Genomic DNA, 19,671 nt, shown 5'->3' with positions numbered 1-19,671 from the left:
CTCATTTACTTTTCTAATTGATCTACATGTTGCATAATATTTTGGAGATTATTTTCGTATTGCTCAAGTTGTGGGCGTTGTGTTTCCGAAGCTACTTCTAACGCATTTTGAATCTGTTCATACGCCTCCTGAACCTCTTGGCGTAACTCTTTTAAATCATGACCGTAGTTTGGATCATTTTTCACAATGTTGTTATATGCATGTTCTGCTTGTGTAACTCCTTGCTGCGCTGCTTGAAAAGCTTGCTGTTTATCTTTATGATATGGCATTATATAATCCCCTTTCCATAATAGTTAGTCCCAATTATCTTTACCTTTTTTTCTAAAAACATTCTCGTATAAATTTGCAAACTTCTCTCATTCTAAAGAGAAAGAGGAGGTGTCACATACAATGAGCAAAAACAATCGTGAAGCAAAAGAAAAAAAGGGACAACCTGAACCATTAAGCGGATCTCATAAAGTAAAAAACCGTAACCATTCACGCCAAAAACATCATGCACATCATGATATGTAAAACAAAAGGTTCACAATAGCTGCCTTTACCACATACAATGTTTATATTTTTCCATTTATTCTTCACCCCTACTTCATTCATGCATAACATAGTATGAATTGAGATTTTACGGAGGGTGTCTTACATGGGCAAGAAAAAGAAGGATTGTCTTTTTCATGTTGATGGTTTCGAAGAATGGATGGATCAGTTTTGTTCTGACTCTTGTAGTAACTTTAGTTTCCCAAATCAAATTCATATTGACCTTTGCGAAACTGAACAAGAATACATTTTGGAAACAGATGTACCAAATGCCAATGAACAAAATGTAGTCATTAAAAAGATGGAGACAGGCCTAAACATTTGCATACTTCATAAAAACATTTCTTTGCAGCGAACTATTCCTTTACCCGCTAATGTTATTTATAAGAAGATGCTAGCCTGCTTAGAGAATGGTTTTTTGGCCATTCATATTTCCAAAAATGAAGTTGCTGATAAACATGAAAAGAAAGTTCTTTTTTCAAATTAAGAGTTAATATAATACAAACATAAGCCCCAGTTGGTTACTGGGGCTTATGTTATTTCGCATGCATCTCTATATTAGAATTTCTATCATATCTTTTTTTCGATAAACCTTTTGTAACTAAAAGCACAGGAAATGCCACAGTTGAAAATATAGCTAGTGCTGAAAATACTGCAAACCCATTTTGGTACCCGTAGTAATCGAGAAGTACTCCTCCAAACCACGGACCTATTACTGCTCCAATTCCCGAAAAACCCATCGCACCGAAGTATGTTCCTTTTAGATGCGCAACAGCAATATCATCAATAAATACATCCGTCATTGAAAACATTAAGACTTCTCCAATTGTAAAAATAATTGTACAAACGGCAGCACCTAGCAGAGATTCTACTACTCCAAATCCAAATAATCCTCCGCTCACAAATAAAGTTCCCACCATAATGGATACTAACGGTGTATACTTTTTACAAATTTGAATAACAGGGTATTGAATTACGACTACAACAATCGCATTTAAAGCTAGCATATATGAAAATAATTTCACTCCATCCTGAAATATATGTGCATTTGCAAAATATTGAGATACTGTTGTCGTTAAATGAGAAAAACCACAATTACTCAAAATAATACCAACTAGTGCAACTAAAAATACGACATCCTTTCGCAAAATACGAATTGCCTTTAACATTGTGACAGGCTTTTCTGTATTTACTTTCTTTTTTTCAATCGGATACTTCTTAAATTGGAACGCTAATATAGCTGTATATAAAATGTATACTCCAGCTGCTACTAAAAATGGAATTGTTGATTTTGCGCTTCCAATCTGTAACCCGACAAGTGGGCCAATCGCTACTCCAACATTGATTGCACCGTAACGCAAATTATATACGAGTAAACGATACTCAGGTTTCGTTAAATCTGATAATAACGCTCTTGATGTTGGCTCAAAAAATGACCTACATACTCCATTCAAAGCATTTAATAAAAAGAAACTTAAAACATGATCTGCAAGTGAAAAACCAATGAATACAAAGACCCAAACGATCATGGACCATATTATAATCATATTTCGACCGAATCGATCTGATAAATTCCCTCCGATAAAACTAGCAAACACTCCAACAAGTGCACTCGTTCCGATAATAGCACCTGTCATTCCAGCTGATACACCTTTCACAGTCGTTAAATAAATTGCTAAAAAAGGAATACTCATTGACGTGGCGAACCTCGCAAATAAAGTCCCTATTATAATTGTCATTCCTAACGGATGAATATTTTGCAACTTCCCCTTCATCTTAAAAACCTACTCTCCCTGTTCTTACATAAAAAAAGAAAGCAAAGGATCTGCTTTCTTTTCCCTTTTTATACTTGCGCTGTTGATACCCGCGCTGTTCTCGTTATATCCATATCTATGCCATATGTAAACTGTAATTCTTTACAAACATCTTTAATTAATATTGCAACATTATATTTCTCATTAAATTGTAAAACGATGTTCTCCACTTCTTCATATGTATACTTATATTCGCCTGTAATGACACTTTTTAGATCAAAGCATTCGTTAATACAAAGTTGTACAAGTAGCTGGTCATATTTCTCTATTACATCTTCTTTCTTCCAAAGTAACTCTTTTACATATAACCGATCAAACTTCACACTTTCTCGATTACAATCCGTTAAAATCCGGGTCATTTCATTTAATTCTCGATACAATTCAGAAATATTTTTGCTTAAACTAAGCAGTTTATCTACGCCATTTTCATATAACATATTTATTCCACCCCCGCATTTTCTTCTTATTATAGCAAGAAAATTCTAAAAATAGTTTCTTTCTTCTGAAATATTAGGAAACTAATTTCAATTGCTTTACAATGAAACTAGTTAATGCGAGAGGAGAAAGAAAATTGGAGCACAAATTATATTACACTGACGCTTATAAGCAAGAATTTACTACTAAAATTATAAAGCAAGATTATGATAAAGACGGTAACTTATACGTTGTTTTAAACGAAACCGCATTTTATCCGACTGGTGGCGGACAACCACATGACACTGGAACTTTAAATGGTATTGCTGTACTTGATGTTGAAGAAGTCGACGAAGAAATCCGCCACTTCATTGCAGAACAATTACACACAGAAGACGTAGAAGGTAAAATCAATTGGGAGCGCCGGTTTGATCATATGCAGCAACATGCAGCTCAGCACATTTTATCTGCTGCTTTTTGGGACTATTTCAACATACCTACGATTGGATTCCATCTTGGAAAAGAAACGATAACAATTGATTTAGAAACAGAAAATCTGCATGCAGAAACGGTTGAAAAGGCAGTACAAATTGCCAATAAAATCGTTTTTGAAAACCACCCAATCCGTATAGAGTGGATGAACTTAGAAGAAGCAAAAACATTACCTCTTCGTAAAGAACCAACTATGACAGAGAATATACGTGTTGTTATTATCGAAAATTACGACTACAATGGCTGTGGTGGAACCCATCCGAAATGCACTGGTGAAGTTGGTCCTATTCAAGTACTAGGATGGGAGCGCAATAAAGGTGGTATACGCTTAACCTTTATCGCTGGTTGGCGTACACTTAAATTAATGGGGCAACAGCAACAAATTATGAAAGATGTTTCCAAACAATTAAACAGTAGCGAAACTGATATCCCAGCAAAAGTAGCACAGCTTCTTACCTCTCAAAAGGAAAACGAAAAAACAATACAAACAATGAATGAAAAATTATTATTTGCAGAGGCAAATGAATTACTGCAACAGCCCACCGAAATACATGCTGGGTTACTTATTTCTAAAGCATTTACAGATCGTTCTATGCAAGAAATTGCAAAACTATCAGCTATCATTACAGAACAACAAGAGCATGCAATTACGTATTTCGTCATCGAAAATGATGACAAACTACAATGTATTCTCGCTTGCGGAAAAACAGTAACGCTCGATATGAATGCTCTTTTAAAAGATGCTCTTCCTGCAATTGAAGGAAAAGGTGGCGGAAATAAAAAGAGTGCACGCGGCGGCGGAAAAGCGGTGATGAACGGGGACGAGTTTTTAAATCAGCTTGTCTCTTCTTTACAGTCAGCAGTGTAAAACATGTTTATGAAGGATAGCTAACGGCTATCCTTCAACTATATTTACAGGCCTATATGTTGTTTCAACCCTTGATAACTTCCTGCATTTGCAAAACCGCCACTTATAAGATTGATAAAAGTTTCCGAAAAACCATAATAACTTAATTCGTTAATCGGTACCATTTGCACATCATGAATCGGATTATGATCGAACTCGTTAGAAGGTAGTGTAATTTCACCTTCAATCCTTTCAAGCAGAAACGTAATATGTAACAAAGATGGACTAGCATCTGGTTTATCACAAACATAGAGTAGCTTCTTAATTTTAACTTCTAATCCCGTTTCTTCTCTCATTTCTCGAATCATCGCTTCTTCTAACGTTTCACCATTCTCTACCCTTCCTCCAGGTAAAGACCAATCGCGATTAGCCACTTTTTGCTTTACTAGCAATACTTTTTCATCTTCAATTAAAATTCCCGTAACACGAACTTGCATTACATTTTCCATATGTAATCTCCTCTTCCTGTTATATTTACAAATTAATCCTTCCACAAAGAGAACATACGTTTTATAATTAAAGAAAATTATGGAAGAAAGAAGTTGTTATATTCATGCGTCCACCTTTAACAAAATCTATATCACTTGAAGATTTTCAAAACTATTATTGGTTAAAAGCAGAACTGCAAACATTTTGTCGCGAGCATGGTTTGCCAGCTAGTGGCTCTAAGACCGAAATAACCGAGCGTATCTCACATTATTTAACTACGGGGAAAGTCTTAAAAAACAGCTCTGTGCAAAAAGTGAGCAAAGCTCCCCTCTCTTATAAAGACCTTTCTCTTCAAACGATTATTACTAAAAATCACCGCTGTAGCGAAGGTGTTCGTGCTTTTTTCAAAGAAAAAATCGGAACAAACTTCCGCTTTACAGTAGCTCTTCAAAAGTTTTTTAAAGAGAATGTTGGAAAAACATATGAAGATGCGATAACATTTTGGTATGAAGAAAACGAACGAAAAAAAGATCCTACTTATAAAACAACGATCAGCGCGCAATTTGAATACAATCGCTTTACTCGGGACTTTTTCGAAGATCCAAATAATAAAGGAAAAGCAAAAGCTGATGCGATTGCTGCTTGGAATGAAATAAAAACAAAACCTGGTAGCAATGCTTATGTTCCTCAAAAAGTAGAAAACTAGAGTGAATTCATTAAAAATCAAATTCTAAAACAAATTTTAAATTTACTCCTAGGACATTATATATATGTTTTAGGAGTGAATATACAATATAACTAATCATACAAATCGATTTATCCGGTGCACTATCCTTCCCTTTCTTCATTTTCTCATCACATATCTTCTCTAATACCTTAAGTCCTTTATCTTCTCCAAACTTTTTCTCCTCCAATGACGAAGAGAAGTATTTATTCTCCATTTGTATGCTCCTTATTAGCAAATACAGCTTCTAAAATTAAGGACATAATCCTATATAGCAAAAACATACAAGCATACTCATAAACAACAACATATATTTAAATATACCTTTATATGAAAGGCTGGGATATACCATGAATAAAGTTATTTGTTGCACTCCATCAGCAATAATAAAAGATAAAATTTGCATTCCTTGGTCTATCACAGGTGGAGAGATGGGAATACAGACTATATATACTAACAATTTGTTAAATCATATTTCTTCAACTGGATATATCAAATACGAGACAGGTGTTCAAGAAATAGGTGTTACTTTCTTTCAAGATACAAATGTCTTAAACTCAATCATAATTCAACCTGGAAGTACTAGTAATTTTACAATAAAAAATTTTACTAGTATCCAAATAACAACTGGATCTGGTCTACATCAAGGTGAATTTTGCATCACAGTTTCATATCAATTGTAGACAATAAAACATCCAAACCTCCTATTATTCTCTATATTTGATAAGAGGCTTTCAATGAGAATTAAAATAAGATAGATATAAATGAATACGCCTGCCCTACACTTCAAACATTCTAATTTTCTACTTTCTCAAATAATAGCGCAATCCCTATCCCGCCTCCAATTCCTAATGTAACAATTCCATATTTCATAGACTCTCTTTGTGCCTGATAAAACAAACGTGTTACAAGCATAGCCCCAGATGCACCGTACGGATGACCGAGCGCAATTGCCCCACCATTTACATTTAATTTTTCATACGGAATTTGTAACTCTTTTGCGCAAGCAACAACTTTTGAGGCGAATGCTTCATTTATTTCAAAATAATCGATGTCCTCTATTTTTACATTCATTTCATTTAATAATTTGTTCACCGCAAATATCGGACCAGTTCCTGGAAGATTTGGATTCACTCCCACTACAGCACTACGAACGAAACGAAGGACAGGTTTATAACCTAACTTTAGGGCTTGTCCCTCTTCCATTACAAGAACAGCACATGCCCCATCATTTACACCACATGAATTACCTGCCGTCACTGTTCCATTTTGTAAAAATGCGGGTTTTGTTCTTTTAATGATTCGTTCATAATTCATTTCTAGCTTTATAGATTCATCTAATAATCCATTAAAAGAAAATATTTCATCATGTATATAGCCTTTTTCTAACGCTTGCAGTGTCCGCTTATAACTAAGACAAGCGTACTCGTCTTGCATTTCTCTCGTTATGTTATAACGCTCCGCAACATATTCAGCCGCTACTCCCATGTCAGGATCACCAATTGTTTCAGGTGAAAATCGTGCTCTTTTTTGAAAAGGTGACGTACTTGTACTCTCTACTCCTCCGGCGATATAGCACTTACCTGCCCCTCCTTGAATGAGATGACACGCAGTTCGAATTGCTTCTAAACCAGCACCACATTGCCGATCAATCGTTACACCAGGAATATGATAGCCAAGTCCTGCCGCTAAAGCAGATAGTCTCGCAACATTCCCTCCTGGCCCAACAACATTACCTAATATAACATCGTCTATCTCTCTCTCAATTCCTCTACTTAAAAACGTAAGAAGCGGCGTTGCTAATTGCTGAACTTCATACTCTTTTAACATCCCATTCTTCTTACCGATAGGTGTTCTTTTCGCCTCTACAATAACTGCTCTATTCATATATTTTCTCCCTGTTTTCAATCATACTTTTTGCTTCCATACGAGCGATTTTCCCACTATTTGTATAAGGTATTCTATCTACAAAATGCCATTCTTTCGGTATTTTAAACGAGGATAATCGTTGTAAGCAAAAACTCTTTAATTGTTGTTTCGTAGCACTTCCTTTTACGATCGCGACGGGCTTTTCACCCCAGTAACTATCTTTCACACCAATTACAACTATTTCATCAACAGCTGGGTGTTCATGTAATACACTTTCTATTTCTTCTGGATAAATATTGATTCCTCCAAATAAAATCATATTCTTCTCTCTACCAACAATATATATAAAGCCTTCTTCATCTTCATAGCCTACATCTCGCACTGTCATCCAGCCTTCTGCATTCAACTCCTGTGTTAAAACCCCATCTATTATGTATCCCATAAAAAACTGATCACTTTTCACATAAACAGTTCCTATCTCGCCTTTTTGTACTTCTTCGCCTGCTTCATTACATATTCGAACTTGCACATTATGACAAGGTTTTCCTACTGAATTTAGCCTTCTTTCACTTTCTGCATCGACTAGTGCTGTTACAAAACTTAACTCTGATGCACCATAAAATTCATATCTTTTCGCATAAGGAAATATATTCTTTATTTTTTCTTTCGCTTCAGCTTCCCATTTCGCTCCTGATGAAATAATTTTCATTTTATTTTCTATTAATCTATTTTCTTTATATAAAGATTCAAGCATTGTCGGAACTGTATACATAACCGATATATTTTCAGTTTCTAACTTATCTAATACTTGATTCGGAATGAACTTTCTCATAATGTGCACCGTTTGTCCTACATATAATGCACTTATTGCCCCGTATAAGAAAAGAGAATGAACGAGCGTCCCAGCTATTAAAATTGAATCCTCCATTTTCATATGAAAATCATGTACATTACAATCAAAACTATGAACCCACGATTGCTGTGCGCGTAAAAATGCTTTTGCTTTTCCAGTTGATCCTGATGTAAATCCCATATAAAAGGGAGCATTTCGTAAACTTTCTACAGTGGAATGTGTAGGAAGATATTTCTCCATCATTCTTTTCCACTCATCAATTTCAATTACTCTTCCTTCTTCATGCGGTAAATCATTTACCTTATATCTTTCTGTCACAATCATATCCGGATTACTGATTTCAATTCTTTCTCTGAGCTCATCTTGTTTCCACTTTATATCTAACGGAACACAAACCCACCCGGCCATAGCAGCACCAGCAAATAGTTGTAAAAACTCTATATGATTTTCTAATAGGATTGCTATTGTTTTATTTTTTGATTCTGTTGCATGCAACCAGTTGGCTACTTTACAAACTGATTCGAACCACTCTTTATATGTTAAAACTCTATCATTTTCCTTTATCGCTATTTTATTTGGTTGTAAAGAGGCTTGCTTTTTGTATTTTTTTGTAACACCCATATGAGACGTCCTTTCTTTACAAAAATAATAAAAAGAAACACGCAATGTACGTGTTTCTTCCCTTTATCATCCCGCATTTGTATATTTTCCATTCTTTAAAGCGGGTGTAATAATATGTTTCAATGAACGATGTAATTTTGTTACGAGAACTGCCGCAATAATTGCTTTTATACAATCCCCTGGTAAAAACACAGCACTCACTTTCATTGTCTCCCATACAGAAACATCCATTAAAAACGCTTGTACAATAATACCAAATACATAAACTACGAAAATACCACCAATTATATTAATACATAATACTTTTATAATAGAAACTTCACGTAAACGCTCAATTAAATAACCAATAACAAACGCTCCAATGATGTAACCAAGTAAATATCCTGCACTTGGCCCAACAAATACACCAAGGCCACCGCGGCCACCAGCAAGTAATGGTGCTCCAACTCCTACAATAAGTAAGAAAATAAGCTGACTTAATGCACCAAGGCGTGACCCTAACAACCCACCCGCAAGCATAACACCGAGTGATTGCAATGTAATCGGAACTGGTGTAATAGAAAGAGCAATCGGAGGTATTAACCCTAACACTCCCATAATAGAACTAAATAAAGCGACGAAAACTAAATTTTTTGTATTCATATTTGCTTCTCCTATTTGTAAACTTAAAATTGTTTTTAGATAACATATCACAAAAATTATATTATCTTTCCACTCCTCTTTTGTCAACCGTTAACGTATTAGAGTTTACAAATAGGAGTTCACTTATTTCTCTCTATGCAAATGCTCCAGTTCTTTCCGAAGCGCCTGTTTTAAAAACTTCCCAACAGATGTTTTCGGTATTTCTTCCATAAAGACAATATCGTCTGGCAACCACCACTTCGCAAACTGTGGTTTTAAAAACTCATATATTTCTTCTTTTGTAACCGTACTATTTTTCTTTTGAACAACGCAGGCAATTGGTCGCTCTTGCCACTGAGGGTGAGGAACTGCAACGACAGCCGCTTCAAATATAGCATCATGTGCCATTAAAGCATTTTCAAGATCGACCGAAGAAATCCATTCTCCCCCGCTTTTAATAACATCCTTCGTACGGTCAACAATTTTCACGCAACCTTCCTCATCCACTGTGACAACATCACCAGTATATAACCATCCATCGCGAAAACCTTCAACAGTACGATCATCGTTATAATAGCTTTCAGCGATCCAAGGTGCTCGTAAACATAATTCTCCCATCTCAGTACCATCCCACTTCACTTCACCATTTGTACCGACTACTTTCATCTCGACACCAGGTACAAGATATCCTTGTTTGGAGCGAATTTCTAGTTGCTCTTCATACGATAATTCCGTTTCATAACTTTTTAAACGTGCAAGTGTTACGAGTGGACTCGTTTCAGTCATACCATATGCATGTATGAACGGAACATTATGTTTCTGTTCAAATGCTTTAATAACACTTTTCGGCGCCGCTGCACCTCCGCATAGTATTCTCGTCATACTAGATAAATCGTAACTATTATTTTCTAACTCTTGTAATACGCCGAGCCAAATTGTCGGCACACCCGCAGCTAACGTCACTTTTTCTGATTGAATCATTTCTAATAAAATTTTCGGAGTAAACATCGGTCCAGGAAGAACTTGTTTTGATCCAAACCAAGTAGCCGCAAAAGGAAGTCCCCAAGCGTTCACATGAAACATCGGGACGATTGCCATTGCTGCATCACTTTCCGATAAAGCAGCTGTATCAGCTAAACCGAGTGCCATACAGTGTAATACAGTACTACGATGCGTATATACAACACCTTTCGGATTTCCTGTAGTCGCTGACGTATAACACATACCAGCTGGTGTATTTTCATCAATATCTTTTACAAATTGGAAATTTGGATCGCCTTCTTCTAATAGCTTTTCATAATGATATACAGGCTTCAGCGTAGTATTTGGGAGTTCATCTTTATCAGTCATAATAATGTAAGCTTGTACAGTTGATAATTGTGATTGAATATTTTCAACAAGCGGTACGAGATCTTCATCTATAAGTAGAATTCGGTCTTCTGCGTGCTGAATAATGTATGAAATATGTTGAGGAGATAAACGAATGTTAATTGTGTGCAAAACAGAAGCAATACCTGGAATAGCAAAATACGCTTCCACATGCCGATGATGGTTCCACGCTAATGTTCCTACACGTTCACCTACTTTAATTCCAAGCCTTTTCAACGCACTGGAAAGTCTTCTCGTCCTTTCCCCTAATTGCTTATACGTTAACGTTGTAACTGTATCATGCGTCCGTGAAACAATTTCTTTCTTCGAAAACAGTTTCTCTGCTCTTTCCATCATAGAACTAATTGTTAGCGGTACATTCATCATCATATTGGTTATGTCCCCCTTTAAAACGTTTTCATTTTCCGTTTATTATAACAGACTTCTACAAATGATTACGATATTTTTCTGTATTTTCTGAATTATTTCTTTGGAAATAATTCAGAACGATAAAAAACATGTTTTGAATACATTGATTCGAAACATGTTTTTTATTTTTTATAAACTATCTACCTTTTTCCTTACTTTCTTTTTCAATTTAAAAATAAAACGATTACTGTATTCCTTATTTTCTACTAAAAACCGATACGTCTCTAACACCCCTAACACACGAACAAAAAGATAAACTCCGATAGCAATAAGTACAACACAATAAGGATAATACTGTACGAGTTCTCCTGAGGTAATTCGTTTTTTCTCAAATAAAAACGGTATCGCTCCTGCTGCAATAAAACAAAATCCAACGATCACTACTGCCGTATACTTCTTCTTAATAGTCGCATATCTTTTGGTCAATTCTTTTAGAAAGTTTTGATCAAATAGTAGTTCTTCCTTTTTCAATACATTGTATCGACTCTCTTCTATCGTTACAGATGCCATCATTGCTCCAATCCCAAGCACTGCAATGATAATGACAAGAAACGTAGACATTGTCGCATTTTCTTTAAATAATAAGTACGGTATTGTAGATAAAATAAGCAAACTAAATCCTAACGCAATATATTTAGAAATTTTTTGTCCATACACTACATACCCTTCTGCCATTTCCTTACTTACATAGTAACCATTTTCCTTTTCGTTACTTTGCTCTGCAGTTTCTTTTAATAAATAGTCGAGTGATACTTCAAATACATTTCCAATCATTATTAATTTTTCAGTTTCAGGAAAACCTTGACCGTTTTCCCATTTACTAACTGCTTGCCTTGTGGTATTTAATTTTTCAGCTAATGCTTCTTGAGAAAGGCCCTTTTCCTTTCTTAATCTAAAAAGCTTTTCACCAAATCCCATATGTGTGTCCCCCTTTGTTTTCTTACCTAAATTGTATGTAAACATTGCCCTTATCTCTATCTTCCTGCGGTTGCACTTTGTCAACTTGCGGTTGCGATTGTGTTATATAGCGTTTTTTTTCTATACTTAGAACGTTAATAAAAATAGCGCTTCCTAATAGTCCATTTGTTGTTATCAAAATAAAAAAACTCCTTAATTCATTTAAAGGAGTTTTCAATGTAAGATATTTCATTGATTCATATATCTTTCTCTAGATATAAAATACCTTTTTGTATCACGATTCTTACCTTTAATAAACATATCCTTCTGAATTGTATATTTGTACTCCATATTCAAACGTTTCATTAATTTTTCAGATGCTTCATTTTCTGAATCACATCCCGCTTCAATACTATTAAGATGCAATTCATGAAAACCATAGTAGAAAAAAGCTAACACAGCCTCCGTAGCTAATCCTCTTCCCCAATATTTTCGAGATAAGGCGTATGCAATTTCTGCTGTATGTGTGACCAAATCATATTTTATAAATCCACACGTGCCTATAAGTTTTTTTTCCTCTTTTAATACAATTCCAAGAGGTGCTACTTGCCCTCCATTGTACTGACCCACAATTTCTTCTATATAGTTATATGTGTCACATAACGATCGATGAGCATCCCATACAGTAAAAGTTGTCATCTCTTTATCTGTAGCATACTCATATATATGTAAACTATCACTCATATTCATTTTCCTTAACATAAGTCGTTTCGTATACAAAGTTGGATATGACCACTTCTCAATAATCATAACGGTTTCTGTTTAAACCTTTCATAATTCCTTACCTTTAATAAAAGGATATTCCCACAATCTGTACAAATATAAGCATCCACCGGCGAAGATGTGAACATCGTTTCCTTTTTCCGTATTTGTGCATATCCGACAAACTCACCTTCTCCTATATTTTGAGAACCACAATTAGAGCATGTCTGCACGGCTTTTTGTTTCATGAGAGCACCACCTTTAATCTGTTTCTACTCCCTTCGACAGTTCACTTCCATTTCCCTTCCAAAAAACCTCTTATTCTCTCACATTTCAACAGGAATCTCAAAACAAAAATCGTATATGTACTATGAAATATATTTATTAACGGAGGAATTTTATGACTACTGTTATGACACTCGATATGGCAACAGAAATTGAAAATGCAGAAATTGATATGCTCTCTTCTAAATTAGAGAGACTACAAACAATGAGCGGAAACCCAATGCAAGTGCAAATGAAAAAATTCGGTAGTGCCACTGCCTTTTCATCAAAAATAATTGCTGGTCCTGCTTTTAATACGGTAAAAGGTATTACATTTACAAATACAGATGAGTTAGATGAAATTATCTCTTATTATCAATCACTACAAATCACTTGTCGTTTTGAAATTACCCCAGCACAAGGTACAACTGAATTATTTCAATACTTATCTCAAAAAGGGTTTTATCAATCTAGCTTCCATACTGCTTTGTATAGTATACCGAGAGAGGGTTCATCACTTCTTCCTTCTAATATTACAATACGAAAACTAAAAGAAAATGATTTTGATATTTTTGCAGACATTTATGTACGTGGATTTAATATGCCATCCTTTACAACAGATGGTGTGCGCCAAAATAATGAAATTCTTTACAATGAACCAGGATGGCATTTTTTCATAGCTGAAGTTCAAAATATCCCTGCCGGTATTGGTGTCCTGTATATAAATAAGGGTGTCGCATCATTAGCTGCTTCTGCTACTTTGCCAGAATTTCAACGTAACGGCTGTCATACTGCATTAATTCAAAAAAGAATAGAAAAAGCTATAGCGACAAATTGTCATTTAATAGTTGGCCAAGCCCGCTTTGGTAGCCGCAGTCAAAATAACATGGAACGGGCCCATATGAAAATTGCTTATACAAAATCAATATGGACCGCAAAAGACATATTATAATTTACTTTCTTTCTCCTTCCGTTACATTTTTAAACATTTTATGACAATTCCTTTTCTATCCTATTAATCATTTGAATATTCCAACTAGATTTGTTACGCTATTACTAGATACATCATTCAACTTGCAATATGAAAAGAGAATTCTAATCAAACTACAAGGAGGAGAAATGTATGACTAAACATGATCATGGTTTAAAAGAAAAAGTAGAAGGTGCCATTGATAAGGTAAAAGGTGAAGTAAAAGAAGTTGTCGGGAAAGTAACTGACAATAAGAAATTACAAGCTGAAGGAAAATGGGATAAGGTGAAAGGCACCTCCAAAGATACAGTTGGTAATGTGAAAGAAAAAGTACATGAATATAAGGAACATAAGAAAGAAAAATAAAAAAGAGCCCATCGGCTCTTTTTTTATTTCCCTTCATTCTTCTCTAACACGTATAAATCTTCTTCGATATTCGTTAATTTCTCACTTACAAGCTTTCTTGCATCTCCAATTGCTTGATTGTATGCAAATGGTCCAACTAATTTAATCATTTCTTCTATTAAACGCTCTGCTTGGAAACGTCCAATTTCATCTAGATCTTCTTCCATGAAAAATTGCTGAATTTGCGCTACAAGCTCTTCTTTTTTATCATTTGGTATTTTTATATTCATCATCGTTGTTACTCCTCTATATTTAAGATAATATCTTCCTTAACTCTACCATAGAAAAACGATTACCAGGACAGCTTTTTGTAACTCCTTCTAACTCCCTATGACCTAGTATATTTTTTTCCTTTATAGCAAATTGCTTCATAAACATTTTGCATAAAGAATATAATGCATTCACTTGTGCAGGAATTGGATCGTATTTATCGAAATTTCCCGTCATACATATTCCAATTGTATAACGGTTATGGTCTTTCGCATGCGCTCCAATATGTAAACCTCGTCCTTCCACTACAGTTCCATCTTCTTCAATAAAATAATTGTAACCAATCCCGCTCCACCCCCGTACTTTTTGATGAAATTCATGCGTTTTATACACGTCCCATCCATCTTCAGCTGTATGGTGAATAATCAGTTGATTTACTTTTTCTAAAGGAACTAATTCATCTTGAAATGTTAGATTGACACATTTAATTTCCATTTGAACTGCCTCCTCTTAAAAATCAATCATAATAATCGTTTTATCATCTGGCCTTATTCTCTTTTCCGCTTCTAGCTCTTCAATGATTGCTACATATTCGTTTATACTATTCTTTCTTATATATGCAACAGTTTGTTCTAATGACCAATCTGGGTGGAATAACCCGTCTGAACAAATAAAAATTCCACTCACTTCATCTATATGTAATTCACCATGTTGTAAATAATGTATCGCTTCTTTCATTCCATTTGCAACTGAATAACCATTTGGCATATTTGCAAGATAACGATTGTATTTTAACTGTTCTCGCACATCTTGAAAAACATATTCTTCTGGTACAGATAACCCTTTTTTACGATCTTCTTCCCTCTTCCTTTTTGCTCGTTTACTAATTCCTTCAACTGTGTCTTTCGTTAATACTTGCATCGTTCCATTTTGAAAAGTTGCGACAATCATACAGTCCCCTAATTGTGCATATTCAATTTTCTCACCAACTATTTGAACTGCCGCGATACATGTGCACCACAAATGCTCTTTTTTTCCCGTGTCTACTTCATATTCTAACATTTTGCTTTGCAATGCTTCATTTGCTTTGGCAACTGCAAATTGTAAACTATGATTCTCTCGTAATGCAGTAAAATAACTTGCAAATAAATGCGAAGCGATGTATGCTCCATTATGTCCCTTTTCATCACGAAACGGGACAAGTGGTGTTGCACCGTCACATACACCATAAATCTTTTTTTCTTTATTACAAAAATAAGAATCCTCACATTCTTGCTTCAACGGGCTTTTCTGTTGATAGGTTTTTATCTTCACAACTGTATCCCCTTTCAAATGATAAAATACTCAAATTCTTTTGATTAATCTAATTTACCAAAATAAACTGTTTTTACCCAAAACTTTCAATATCATATATAATCTTGAAATAATATGAATTTTTCAGTGAAGGACGGGAAAGAAATGGTCAGATTCCTTGGTGTTATTATCGGTTCTATTATTATTGCGGTTGCCTTTAATCTTTTCCTTATCCCCCACAAAATTTTAAGTAGTGGAATTGGCGGAATTGCTATTATTTTAGGGATTGTAACCCCTGTAAACACAGGTATTATTAACTTTGTATTAAACTTACCTATCCTTATTTTAGGGTACATAGGCCTTGGAAAAAAAGTAATTTTTAACACAGTTGTCTCTGTAGTTGTATTATCTGTTGCATTATACTACGTTCCAGTAAAAGTCGTAGCAACAGATCCATTGTTATCTTCTATCTTCGGAGGTGTCATCGCCGGAGCTGGTATTGGTCTTGTTTTTAACTGTAATGGATCCACTGGTGGATTTGATATTATCGGTATGCTTTTATCCCGCAAGCGAGACATTAAACTTGGCGGATTCCTTATTGTTTTAAATGCAGTCGTTGTAATAATCGCAGGATTCTTCTTCACTTGGGATGTTGCACTTACAAGCTTACTTTCAATTTATGTAACTGGTAAAGTAATTGATGCTGTTCATACAAAACATCGTAAAGTTACACTTATGATTGTAACAAATGAAGCAGAAAAAATGAAAAAACAGCTTCTTTCAACTGTTGTACGTGGAATAACGTTACTTGATGGCGAAGGCGCTTATTCAAGCGAGAAAAAGCGTGTACTTATGACGGTCGTTTCTCGTGAAGAATTAGCAAGTATGAAACTTACAATTTCTGAAATTGACCCGAATGCATTCGTTAATATTACAGAAACTGTAGAAGTGTTAGGACTTTTCAGAAGAAGTTAAAGACTAGGTGGGAATACACCTAGTCTTTATTTTGCATAAATTCAATTCTGTTTCCAAACGGATCTGATACGTAAAATCGAATTACATCTGGTCGTGCATAATCATCAATCACTTTTACACCTTGCTCTATAAGTGTTTGCTTAAATTCATTAATTTCATTCACATAAAAAGCTGGATGAGCCTTTTTAGCTGGTGTAAAGTTCCGCTCGACACCAATATGGATTTCTTGATTTCCACATTTAAACCAACATCCACCTCGTTTTTTCAACTCTTCTGGCTTTGGAATTTCTACCATACCAACCTTATTCCCATAAAAATCACGCGCCTCTTCTTCACACCCTACAGGTGCAGCTACTTGCACGTGATCAATCCCTTGAATATAATTTTTCATTTTCTCTTCCCCTCCTCTACCCTAATGTTATACGGAAAACAGCCGTCTGTAACTTACAAAAGGGTTATAAAACAATATAAGCTCCCCTTATTACCATCCTGCATTCACTTTGCAAAAAAAATAAAAAAACAAAATTTATTCTATAACTTCCATTTTTTATAGAAATACACATCACATCTATATTATAGTTATGAATAGACAAATCTTTTTAGATGCTATTTGTACGGAGGAACTATTATGAGTCGTAAAAAATATTCACCAACTCAAAAAAAACGTCATCCGAACATTTCTAGACGTTTGCGAAACCATATACAAGATCGTTCATTAACAGAAATGTACGCATCTCTGTTCGAACATAATCCTGATAGTATTATTTCATTAAATTTAGAAGGAGTTATTCTACATATAAATCCTTCTGCCGAAAGAATATTAGGTTACACTTCTTTAGAATTAGAACAGAAAAATATTACCTCTATTTTAGGAGCCCATATTTCTGAGCAAGTATTACAAAATATAAAGAATACTGAAGCGGATAATCAACAAGAGTATATCTTATCTATTTATCATAAAAATGGATTCTTATTAGATGTTGTGACAAAACTAGTTCCTATTTTTGTTCAAAATCGTCTTACTGGTGTATACGCTATTATGAAGCCACTTGAAAAATCAGAAAGAATTGAGAATATGCTAAAAGAAAGTGAGAAGAGATTACGTACATTAGTAAACTCCATGCCTGCGTTTGTTATATTTAAAGATCATGAAGGGCGCTGGCTTGAGGCAAATGACTACGCACTTTCTTGCTTCAACTTCCATCATGTACCTTACCACGGGAAAAAAGATAGCGAACTCATTCAATATAATGAAGCATACCGAGAAGCTTTTTTACATTGTGAAGAAATCGATGAACTAGCATGGCAACAAAGACAAATTCTTCATGGCGAGGAATTTATTATACATAGAGATGATTTCGATCTAATCTTAAGTATATCAAAAGTTCCGCTTTATCATCCTGATGGTTCTCGCAAAGGTCTTATCGTGATGGGGAGAGATGTTACTGAGCTAAAAGAAACTGAAAAGTTACTACGAAAATCTGAGAAACTCGCAGTAGTTGGACAACTGACAGCTGGAATTGCCCATGAAATTCGAAATCCACTCACTTCCCTAAAGGGTTTTCTAACATTGCTCCTCCCTGAAATAAATGAGGAGCAAAAATGGTATATCGATGTTATGTTAAGTGAGATTTCACAAATGGAATCCATCACGAGTCAATTTATGGCGATGTCTAAGCCACAAGTATTATCTATCCAAACTTGTAACATACAAACTTTAATTGAAGAGGTAGTTACATTTATTTTACCGACTGCAATTATGCATAGCGTTCATATCATCATGGATCATTTTGATTACGTATATGATATTCAATGTGACGGCAACCAATTAAAACAAGTTTTTATAAACATATTAAAAAATGCGATAGAAGCGATGCCAAATGGCGGAAATATTTTCATCCAAACAAAACCATTAGAGGATAATTTCATCTTAATACGAATTATCGATGAAGGTTGTGGCATTCCAGAAGATCGTATCTCCCGTCTAGGCGAACCTTTTTATAGTTTAAAAGAAAAAGGCACAGGACTAGGATTAATGATGTGTTACAAAATAATTGAAGAACATCATGGTAAATTACACATTTCAAGCGAATTAAATAAAGGTACAATTGTTGATATTGAGCTACCACTTTCTTCATCCCATCTTGCAATCCAGTCTTAAATAAAAAAGAAGCATCTGCTAATCGTTAGCAGATGCTTCTTTTTTAAAATACTTTGTCATACCACTCTTTTGCTTTTTCTACTTCACCCATCGTTAATTGATGCCCTCGATTTTCCCAATGCATTGTTACATTCGCGTTTGCATTTTCTAATAGTATCTTCAATTCCTCTGACTCTGCTGATGAACAAATTGGATCATTTGTCCCAGCAGCAATAAACACAAATTTACCTGCTAAATTTGCTAATTGCATTCCTCTTCTTGGTACCATTGGGTGATGAAGTACAGCACCTTTCAATGCATTTTCGTAATGGAATAATAAGCTTGCTGCGATATTTGCCCCATTCGAATAACCGATAGCTACAATGTTATTTCTATCGAATTTATATTCTTTAGCCGCTTCATCTAAAAATTCATTTAATTCCTTCGTACGGAAAATTAAATCCTCTTCATCAAAAATGCCCTCTGCTAATCGGCGGAAGAAACGCGGCATCCCATTCTCTAACACATTTCCCCTAACGCTTAATACCGACGCTTCCGGATCAACTATTTCTGCAAGTGGTAGTAAATCTAATTCATTACCACCTGTACCATGAAGTAATAACAACACTGGTTTTGACGTATCTTTTCCTTTTTGAAAAACATGTTTCATCATAATCCTGTTC

Annotated in this window: 26 protein-coding genes; 9 read left to right on the top strand and 17 right to left on the bottom strand. The window is 34.9% G+C overall.

The window, feature by feature from the left end; all coding sequences use genetic code 11:
* Nucleotides 1–5: 5 nt before the first annotated feature.
* Complete coding sequence (locus ACTFRY_RS06450; RefSeq protein ID WP_001146293.1) at nucleotides 6–269, bottom strand: hypothetical protein; 264 nt, start codon at nucleotides 267–269, stop codon at nucleotides 6–8.
* Nucleotides 270–390: 121 nt separating this feature from the next.
* On the opposite strand from ACTFRY_RS06450, the gene ACTFRY_RS06445 reads away from it, so the two are divergent.
* Nucleotides 391–513 (top strand): small acid-soluble spore protein P, encoded by a 123-nt coding sequence (locus tag ACTFRY_RS06445; RefSeq protein WP_000042141.1) that lies wholly within the window; start codon nucleotides 391–393, stop codon nucleotides 511–513.
* A gap of 124 nt (nucleotides 514–637) precedes the next feature.
* The gene (locus ACTFRY_RS06440; protein WP_000516730.1) at nucleotides 638–1,018 is read left to right on the top strand and encodes an Hsp20/alpha crystallin family protein; all 381 of its coding nucleotides are present in this window, start codon (nucleotides 638–640) and stop codon (nucleotides 1,016–1,018) included.
* A 49-nt stretch (nucleotides 1,019–1,067) separates the two neighbouring features.
* Here the strand turns inward: ACTFRY_RS06440 and ACTFRY_RS06435 are convergent, their stop codons facing one another.
* Together ACTFRY_RS06435 and ACTFRY_RS06430 are read right to left on the bottom strand one after the other, a co-directional pair.
* Nucleotides 1,068–2,306 carry an MDR family MFS transporter gene (locus tag ACTFRY_RS06435; protein ID WP_098617165.1) on the bottom strand — a complete coding sequence of 413 codons (1,239 nt, stop codon included), beginning with the start codon at nucleotides 2,304–2,306 and terminating at the stop codon, nucleotides 1,068–1,070.
* Between the two features lie 68 nt (nucleotides 2,307–2,374).
* Nucleotides 2,375–2,782: a hypothetical protein gene (locus tag ACTFRY_RS06430; protein ID WP_000965133.1), complete on the bottom strand. Its 408-nt coding sequence runs from the start codon at nucleotides 2,780–2,782 to the stop codon at nucleotides 2,375–2,377.
* A 134-nt stretch (nucleotides 2,783–2,916) separates the two neighbouring features.
* On the opposite strand from ACTFRY_RS06430, the gene ACTFRY_RS06425 reads away from it, so the two are divergent.
* A complete protein-coding gene (locus ACTFRY_RS06425; RefSeq protein ID WP_000400387.1) occupies nucleotides 2,917–4,119 on the top strand; it encodes a serine-tRNA(Ala) deacylase AlaX in 1,203 nt (400 codons plus the stop codon).
* 44 nt (nucleotides 4,120–4,163) lie between these two features.
* Here the strand turns inward: ACTFRY_RS06425 and ACTFRY_RS06420 are convergent, their stop codons facing one another.
* Nucleotides 4,164–4,607 (bottom strand): NUDIX hydrolase, encoded by a 444-nt coding sequence (locus ACTFRY_RS06420; protein ID WP_000432562.1) that lies wholly within the window; start codon nucleotides 4,605–4,607, stop codon nucleotides 4,164–4,166.
* Nucleotides 4,608–4,711: 104 nt separating this feature from the next.
* On the opposite strand from ACTFRY_RS06420, the gene ACTFRY_RS06415 reads away from it, so the two are divergent.
* Nucleotides 4,712–5,293 (top strand): DUF6434 domain-containing protein, encoded by a 582-nt coding sequence (locus ACTFRY_RS06415; RefSeq protein ID WP_001247745.1) that lies wholly within the window; start codon nucleotides 4,712–4,714, stop codon nucleotides 5,291–5,293.
* 10 nt (nucleotides 5,294–5,303) lie between these two features.
* Here the strand turns inward: ACTFRY_RS06415 and ACTFRY_RS06410 are convergent, their stop codons facing one another.
* Complete coding sequence (locus ACTFRY_RS06410; protein WP_000428982.1) at nucleotides 5,304–5,528, bottom strand: hypothetical protein; 225 nt, start codon at nucleotides 5,526–5,528, stop codon at nucleotides 5,304–5,306.
* Between the two features lie 133 nt (nucleotides 5,529–5,661).
* Here ACTFRY_RS06410 and ACTFRY_RS06405 point away from each other — a divergent pair, with 133 nt between their 5' ends.
* Complete coding sequence (locus ACTFRY_RS06405) at nucleotides 5,662–5,994, top strand: DUF3992 domain-containing protein (protein WP_080451558.1); 333 nt, start codon at nucleotides 5,662–5,664, stop codon at nucleotides 5,992–5,994.
* A gap of 112 nt (nucleotides 5,995–6,106) precedes the next feature.
* Here the strand turns inward: ACTFRY_RS06405 and ACTFRY_RS06400 are convergent, their stop codons facing one another.
* The 7 genes from ACTFRY_RS06400 to ACTFRY_RS06370 form a co-directional block, all read right to left on the bottom strand.
* The gene (locus tag ACTFRY_RS06400; RefSeq protein ID WP_086392628.1) at nucleotides 6,107–7,198 is read right to left on the bottom strand and encodes an acetyl-CoA C-acyltransferase; all 1,092 of its coding nucleotides are present in this window, start codon (nucleotides 7,196–7,198) and stop codon (nucleotides 6,107–6,109) included.
* Complete coding sequence (locus ACTFRY_RS06395) at nucleotides 7,191–8,654, bottom strand: acyl-CoA synthetase (protein ID WP_000539233.1); 1,464 nt, start codon at nucleotides 8,652–8,654, stop codon at nucleotides 7,191–7,193. Before ACTFRY_RS06395 ends, ACTFRY_RS06400 begins: the two co-directional genes overlap by 8 nt.
* A 66-nt stretch (nucleotides 8,655–8,720) precedes the next feature.
* Nucleotides 8,721–9,296: a biotin transporter BioY gene (locus tag ACTFRY_RS06390; RefSeq protein ID WP_001093332.1), complete on the bottom strand. Its 576-nt coding sequence runs from the start codon at nucleotides 9,294–9,296 to the stop codon at nucleotides 8,721–8,723.
* Between the two features lie 123 nt (nucleotides 9,297–9,419).
* The gene (locus tag ACTFRY_RS06385) at nucleotides 9,420–11,033 is read right to left on the bottom strand and encodes a long-chain fatty acid--CoA ligase (protein WP_000980211.1); all 1,614 of its coding nucleotides are present in this window, start codon (nucleotides 11,031–11,033) and stop codon (nucleotides 9,420–9,422) included.
* 168 nt (nucleotides 11,034–11,201) lie between these two features.
* On the bottom strand, nucleotides 11,202–11,990 hold the full coding sequence (locus tag ACTFRY_RS06380; RefSeq protein WP_332278264.1) for a helix-turn-helix domain-containing protein: 789 nt from the start codon (nucleotides 11,988–11,990) through the stop codon (nucleotides 11,202–11,204).
* A 228-nt stretch (nucleotides 11,991–12,218) separates the two neighbouring features.
* On the bottom strand, nucleotides 12,219–12,779 hold the full coding sequence (locus ACTFRY_RS06375) for a GNAT family N-acetyltransferase (RefSeq protein ID WP_000582841.1): 561 nt from the start codon (nucleotides 12,777–12,779) through the stop codon (nucleotides 12,219–12,221).
* Nucleotides 12,776–12,979, bottom strand: a complete 204-nt coding sequence (locus ACTFRY_RS06370; RefSeq protein WP_000810193.1) for a hypothetical protein — start codon at nucleotides 12,977–12,979, stop codon at nucleotides 12,776–12,778. The genes ACTFRY_RS06375 and ACTFRY_RS06370 overlap by 4 nt, the downstream gene beginning before the upstream one ends.
* 152 nt (nucleotides 12,980–13,131) lie before the next feature.
* Between ACTFRY_RS06370 and ACTFRY_RS06365 the strand changes: the two genes are divergently transcribed.
* Both ACTFRY_RS06365 and ACTFRY_RS06360 read left to right on the top strand, forming a co-directional pair.
* Nucleotides 13,132–13,947 carry a GNAT family N-acetyltransferase gene (locus tag ACTFRY_RS06365; protein WP_000214347.1) on the top strand — a complete coding sequence of 272 codons (816 nt, stop codon included), beginning with the start codon at nucleotides 13,132–13,134 and terminating at the stop codon, nucleotides 13,945–13,947.
* A 171-nt stretch (nucleotides 13,948–14,118) separates the two neighbouring features.
* Nucleotides 14,119–14,331: a CsbD family protein gene (locus ACTFRY_RS06360; RefSeq protein ID WP_000160416.1), complete on the top strand. Its 213-nt coding sequence runs from the start codon at nucleotides 14,119–14,121 to the stop codon at nucleotides 14,329–14,331.
* A gap of 23 nt (nucleotides 14,332–14,354) precedes the next feature.
* Here ACTFRY_RS06360 and ACTFRY_RS06355 read toward each other — a convergent pair whose 3' ends face one another.
* From ACTFRY_RS06355 to ACTFRY_RS06345, 3 genes are read right to left on the bottom strand one after another with little or no spacing between them, the layout of a single operon-like run.
* Nucleotides 14,355–14,603, bottom strand: a complete 249-nt coding sequence (locus ACTFRY_RS06355; protein WP_000981064.1) for a DUF2164 domain-containing protein — start codon at nucleotides 14,601–14,603, stop codon at nucleotides 14,355–14,357.
* A gap of 19 nt (nucleotides 14,604–14,622) precedes the next feature.
* On the bottom strand, nucleotides 14,623–15,075 hold the full coding sequence (locus tag ACTFRY_RS06350) for a peptidoglycan recognition protein family protein (RefSeq protein ID WP_098617167.1): 453 nt from the start codon (nucleotides 15,073–15,075) through the stop codon (nucleotides 14,623–14,625).
* A gap of 15 nt (nucleotides 15,076–15,090) precedes the next feature.
* The gene (locus tag ACTFRY_RS06345) at nucleotides 15,091–15,912 is read right to left on the bottom strand and encodes a protein phosphatase 2C domain-containing protein (protein WP_002000458.1); all 822 of its coding nucleotides are present in this window, start codon (nucleotides 15,910–15,912) and stop codon (nucleotides 15,091–15,093) included.
* Between the two features lie 126 nt (nucleotides 15,913–16,038).
* Between ACTFRY_RS06345 and ACTFRY_RS06340 the strand changes: the two genes are divergently transcribed.
* Nucleotides 16,039–16,848: a YitT family protein gene (locus tag ACTFRY_RS06340; RefSeq protein WP_000251347.1), complete on the top strand. Its 810-nt coding sequence runs from the start codon at nucleotides 16,039–16,041 to the stop codon at nucleotides 16,846–16,848.
* Between the two features lie 19 nt (nucleotides 16,849–16,867).
* Here ACTFRY_RS06340 and ACTFRY_RS06335 read toward each other — a convergent pair whose 3' ends face one another.
* Nucleotides 16,868–17,239 carry a VOC family protein gene (locus tag ACTFRY_RS06335; RefSeq protein WP_000800770.1) on the bottom strand — a complete coding sequence of 124 codons (372 nt, stop codon included), beginning with the start codon at nucleotides 17,237–17,239 and terminating at the stop codon, nucleotides 16,868–16,870.
* Between the two features lie 237 nt (nucleotides 17,240–17,476).
* Between ACTFRY_RS06335 and ACTFRY_RS06330 the strand changes: the two genes are divergently transcribed.
* A complete protein-coding gene (locus ACTFRY_RS06330) occupies nucleotides 17,477–19,009 on the top strand; it encodes a BA3702 family sensor histidine kinase (RefSeq protein WP_000087656.1) in 1,533 nt (510 codons plus the stop codon).
* A 43-nt stretch (nucleotides 19,010–19,052) separates the two neighbouring features.
* On the opposite strand, the gene ACTFRY_RS06325 is transcribed toward ACTFRY_RS06330, so the two are convergent.
* A complete protein-coding gene (locus ACTFRY_RS06325; RefSeq protein WP_000975483.1) occupies nucleotides 19,053–19,661 on the bottom strand; it encodes an alpha/beta hydrolase in 609 nt (202 codons plus the stop codon).
* Nucleotides 19,662–19,671: the final 10 nt, after the last annotated feature.

Origin of the sequence: Bacillus cereus group sp. MYBK195-1 (genome assembly GCF_051916605.1) — a bacterium.
Classification (GTDB): domain Bacteria; phylum Bacillota; class Bacilli; order Bacillales; family Bacillaceae_G; genus Bacillus_A; species Bacillus_A cereus.
Note: the sequence above shows the minus strand (reverse complement) of the source record. Positions and strands in the feature narration are given on the sequence as shown.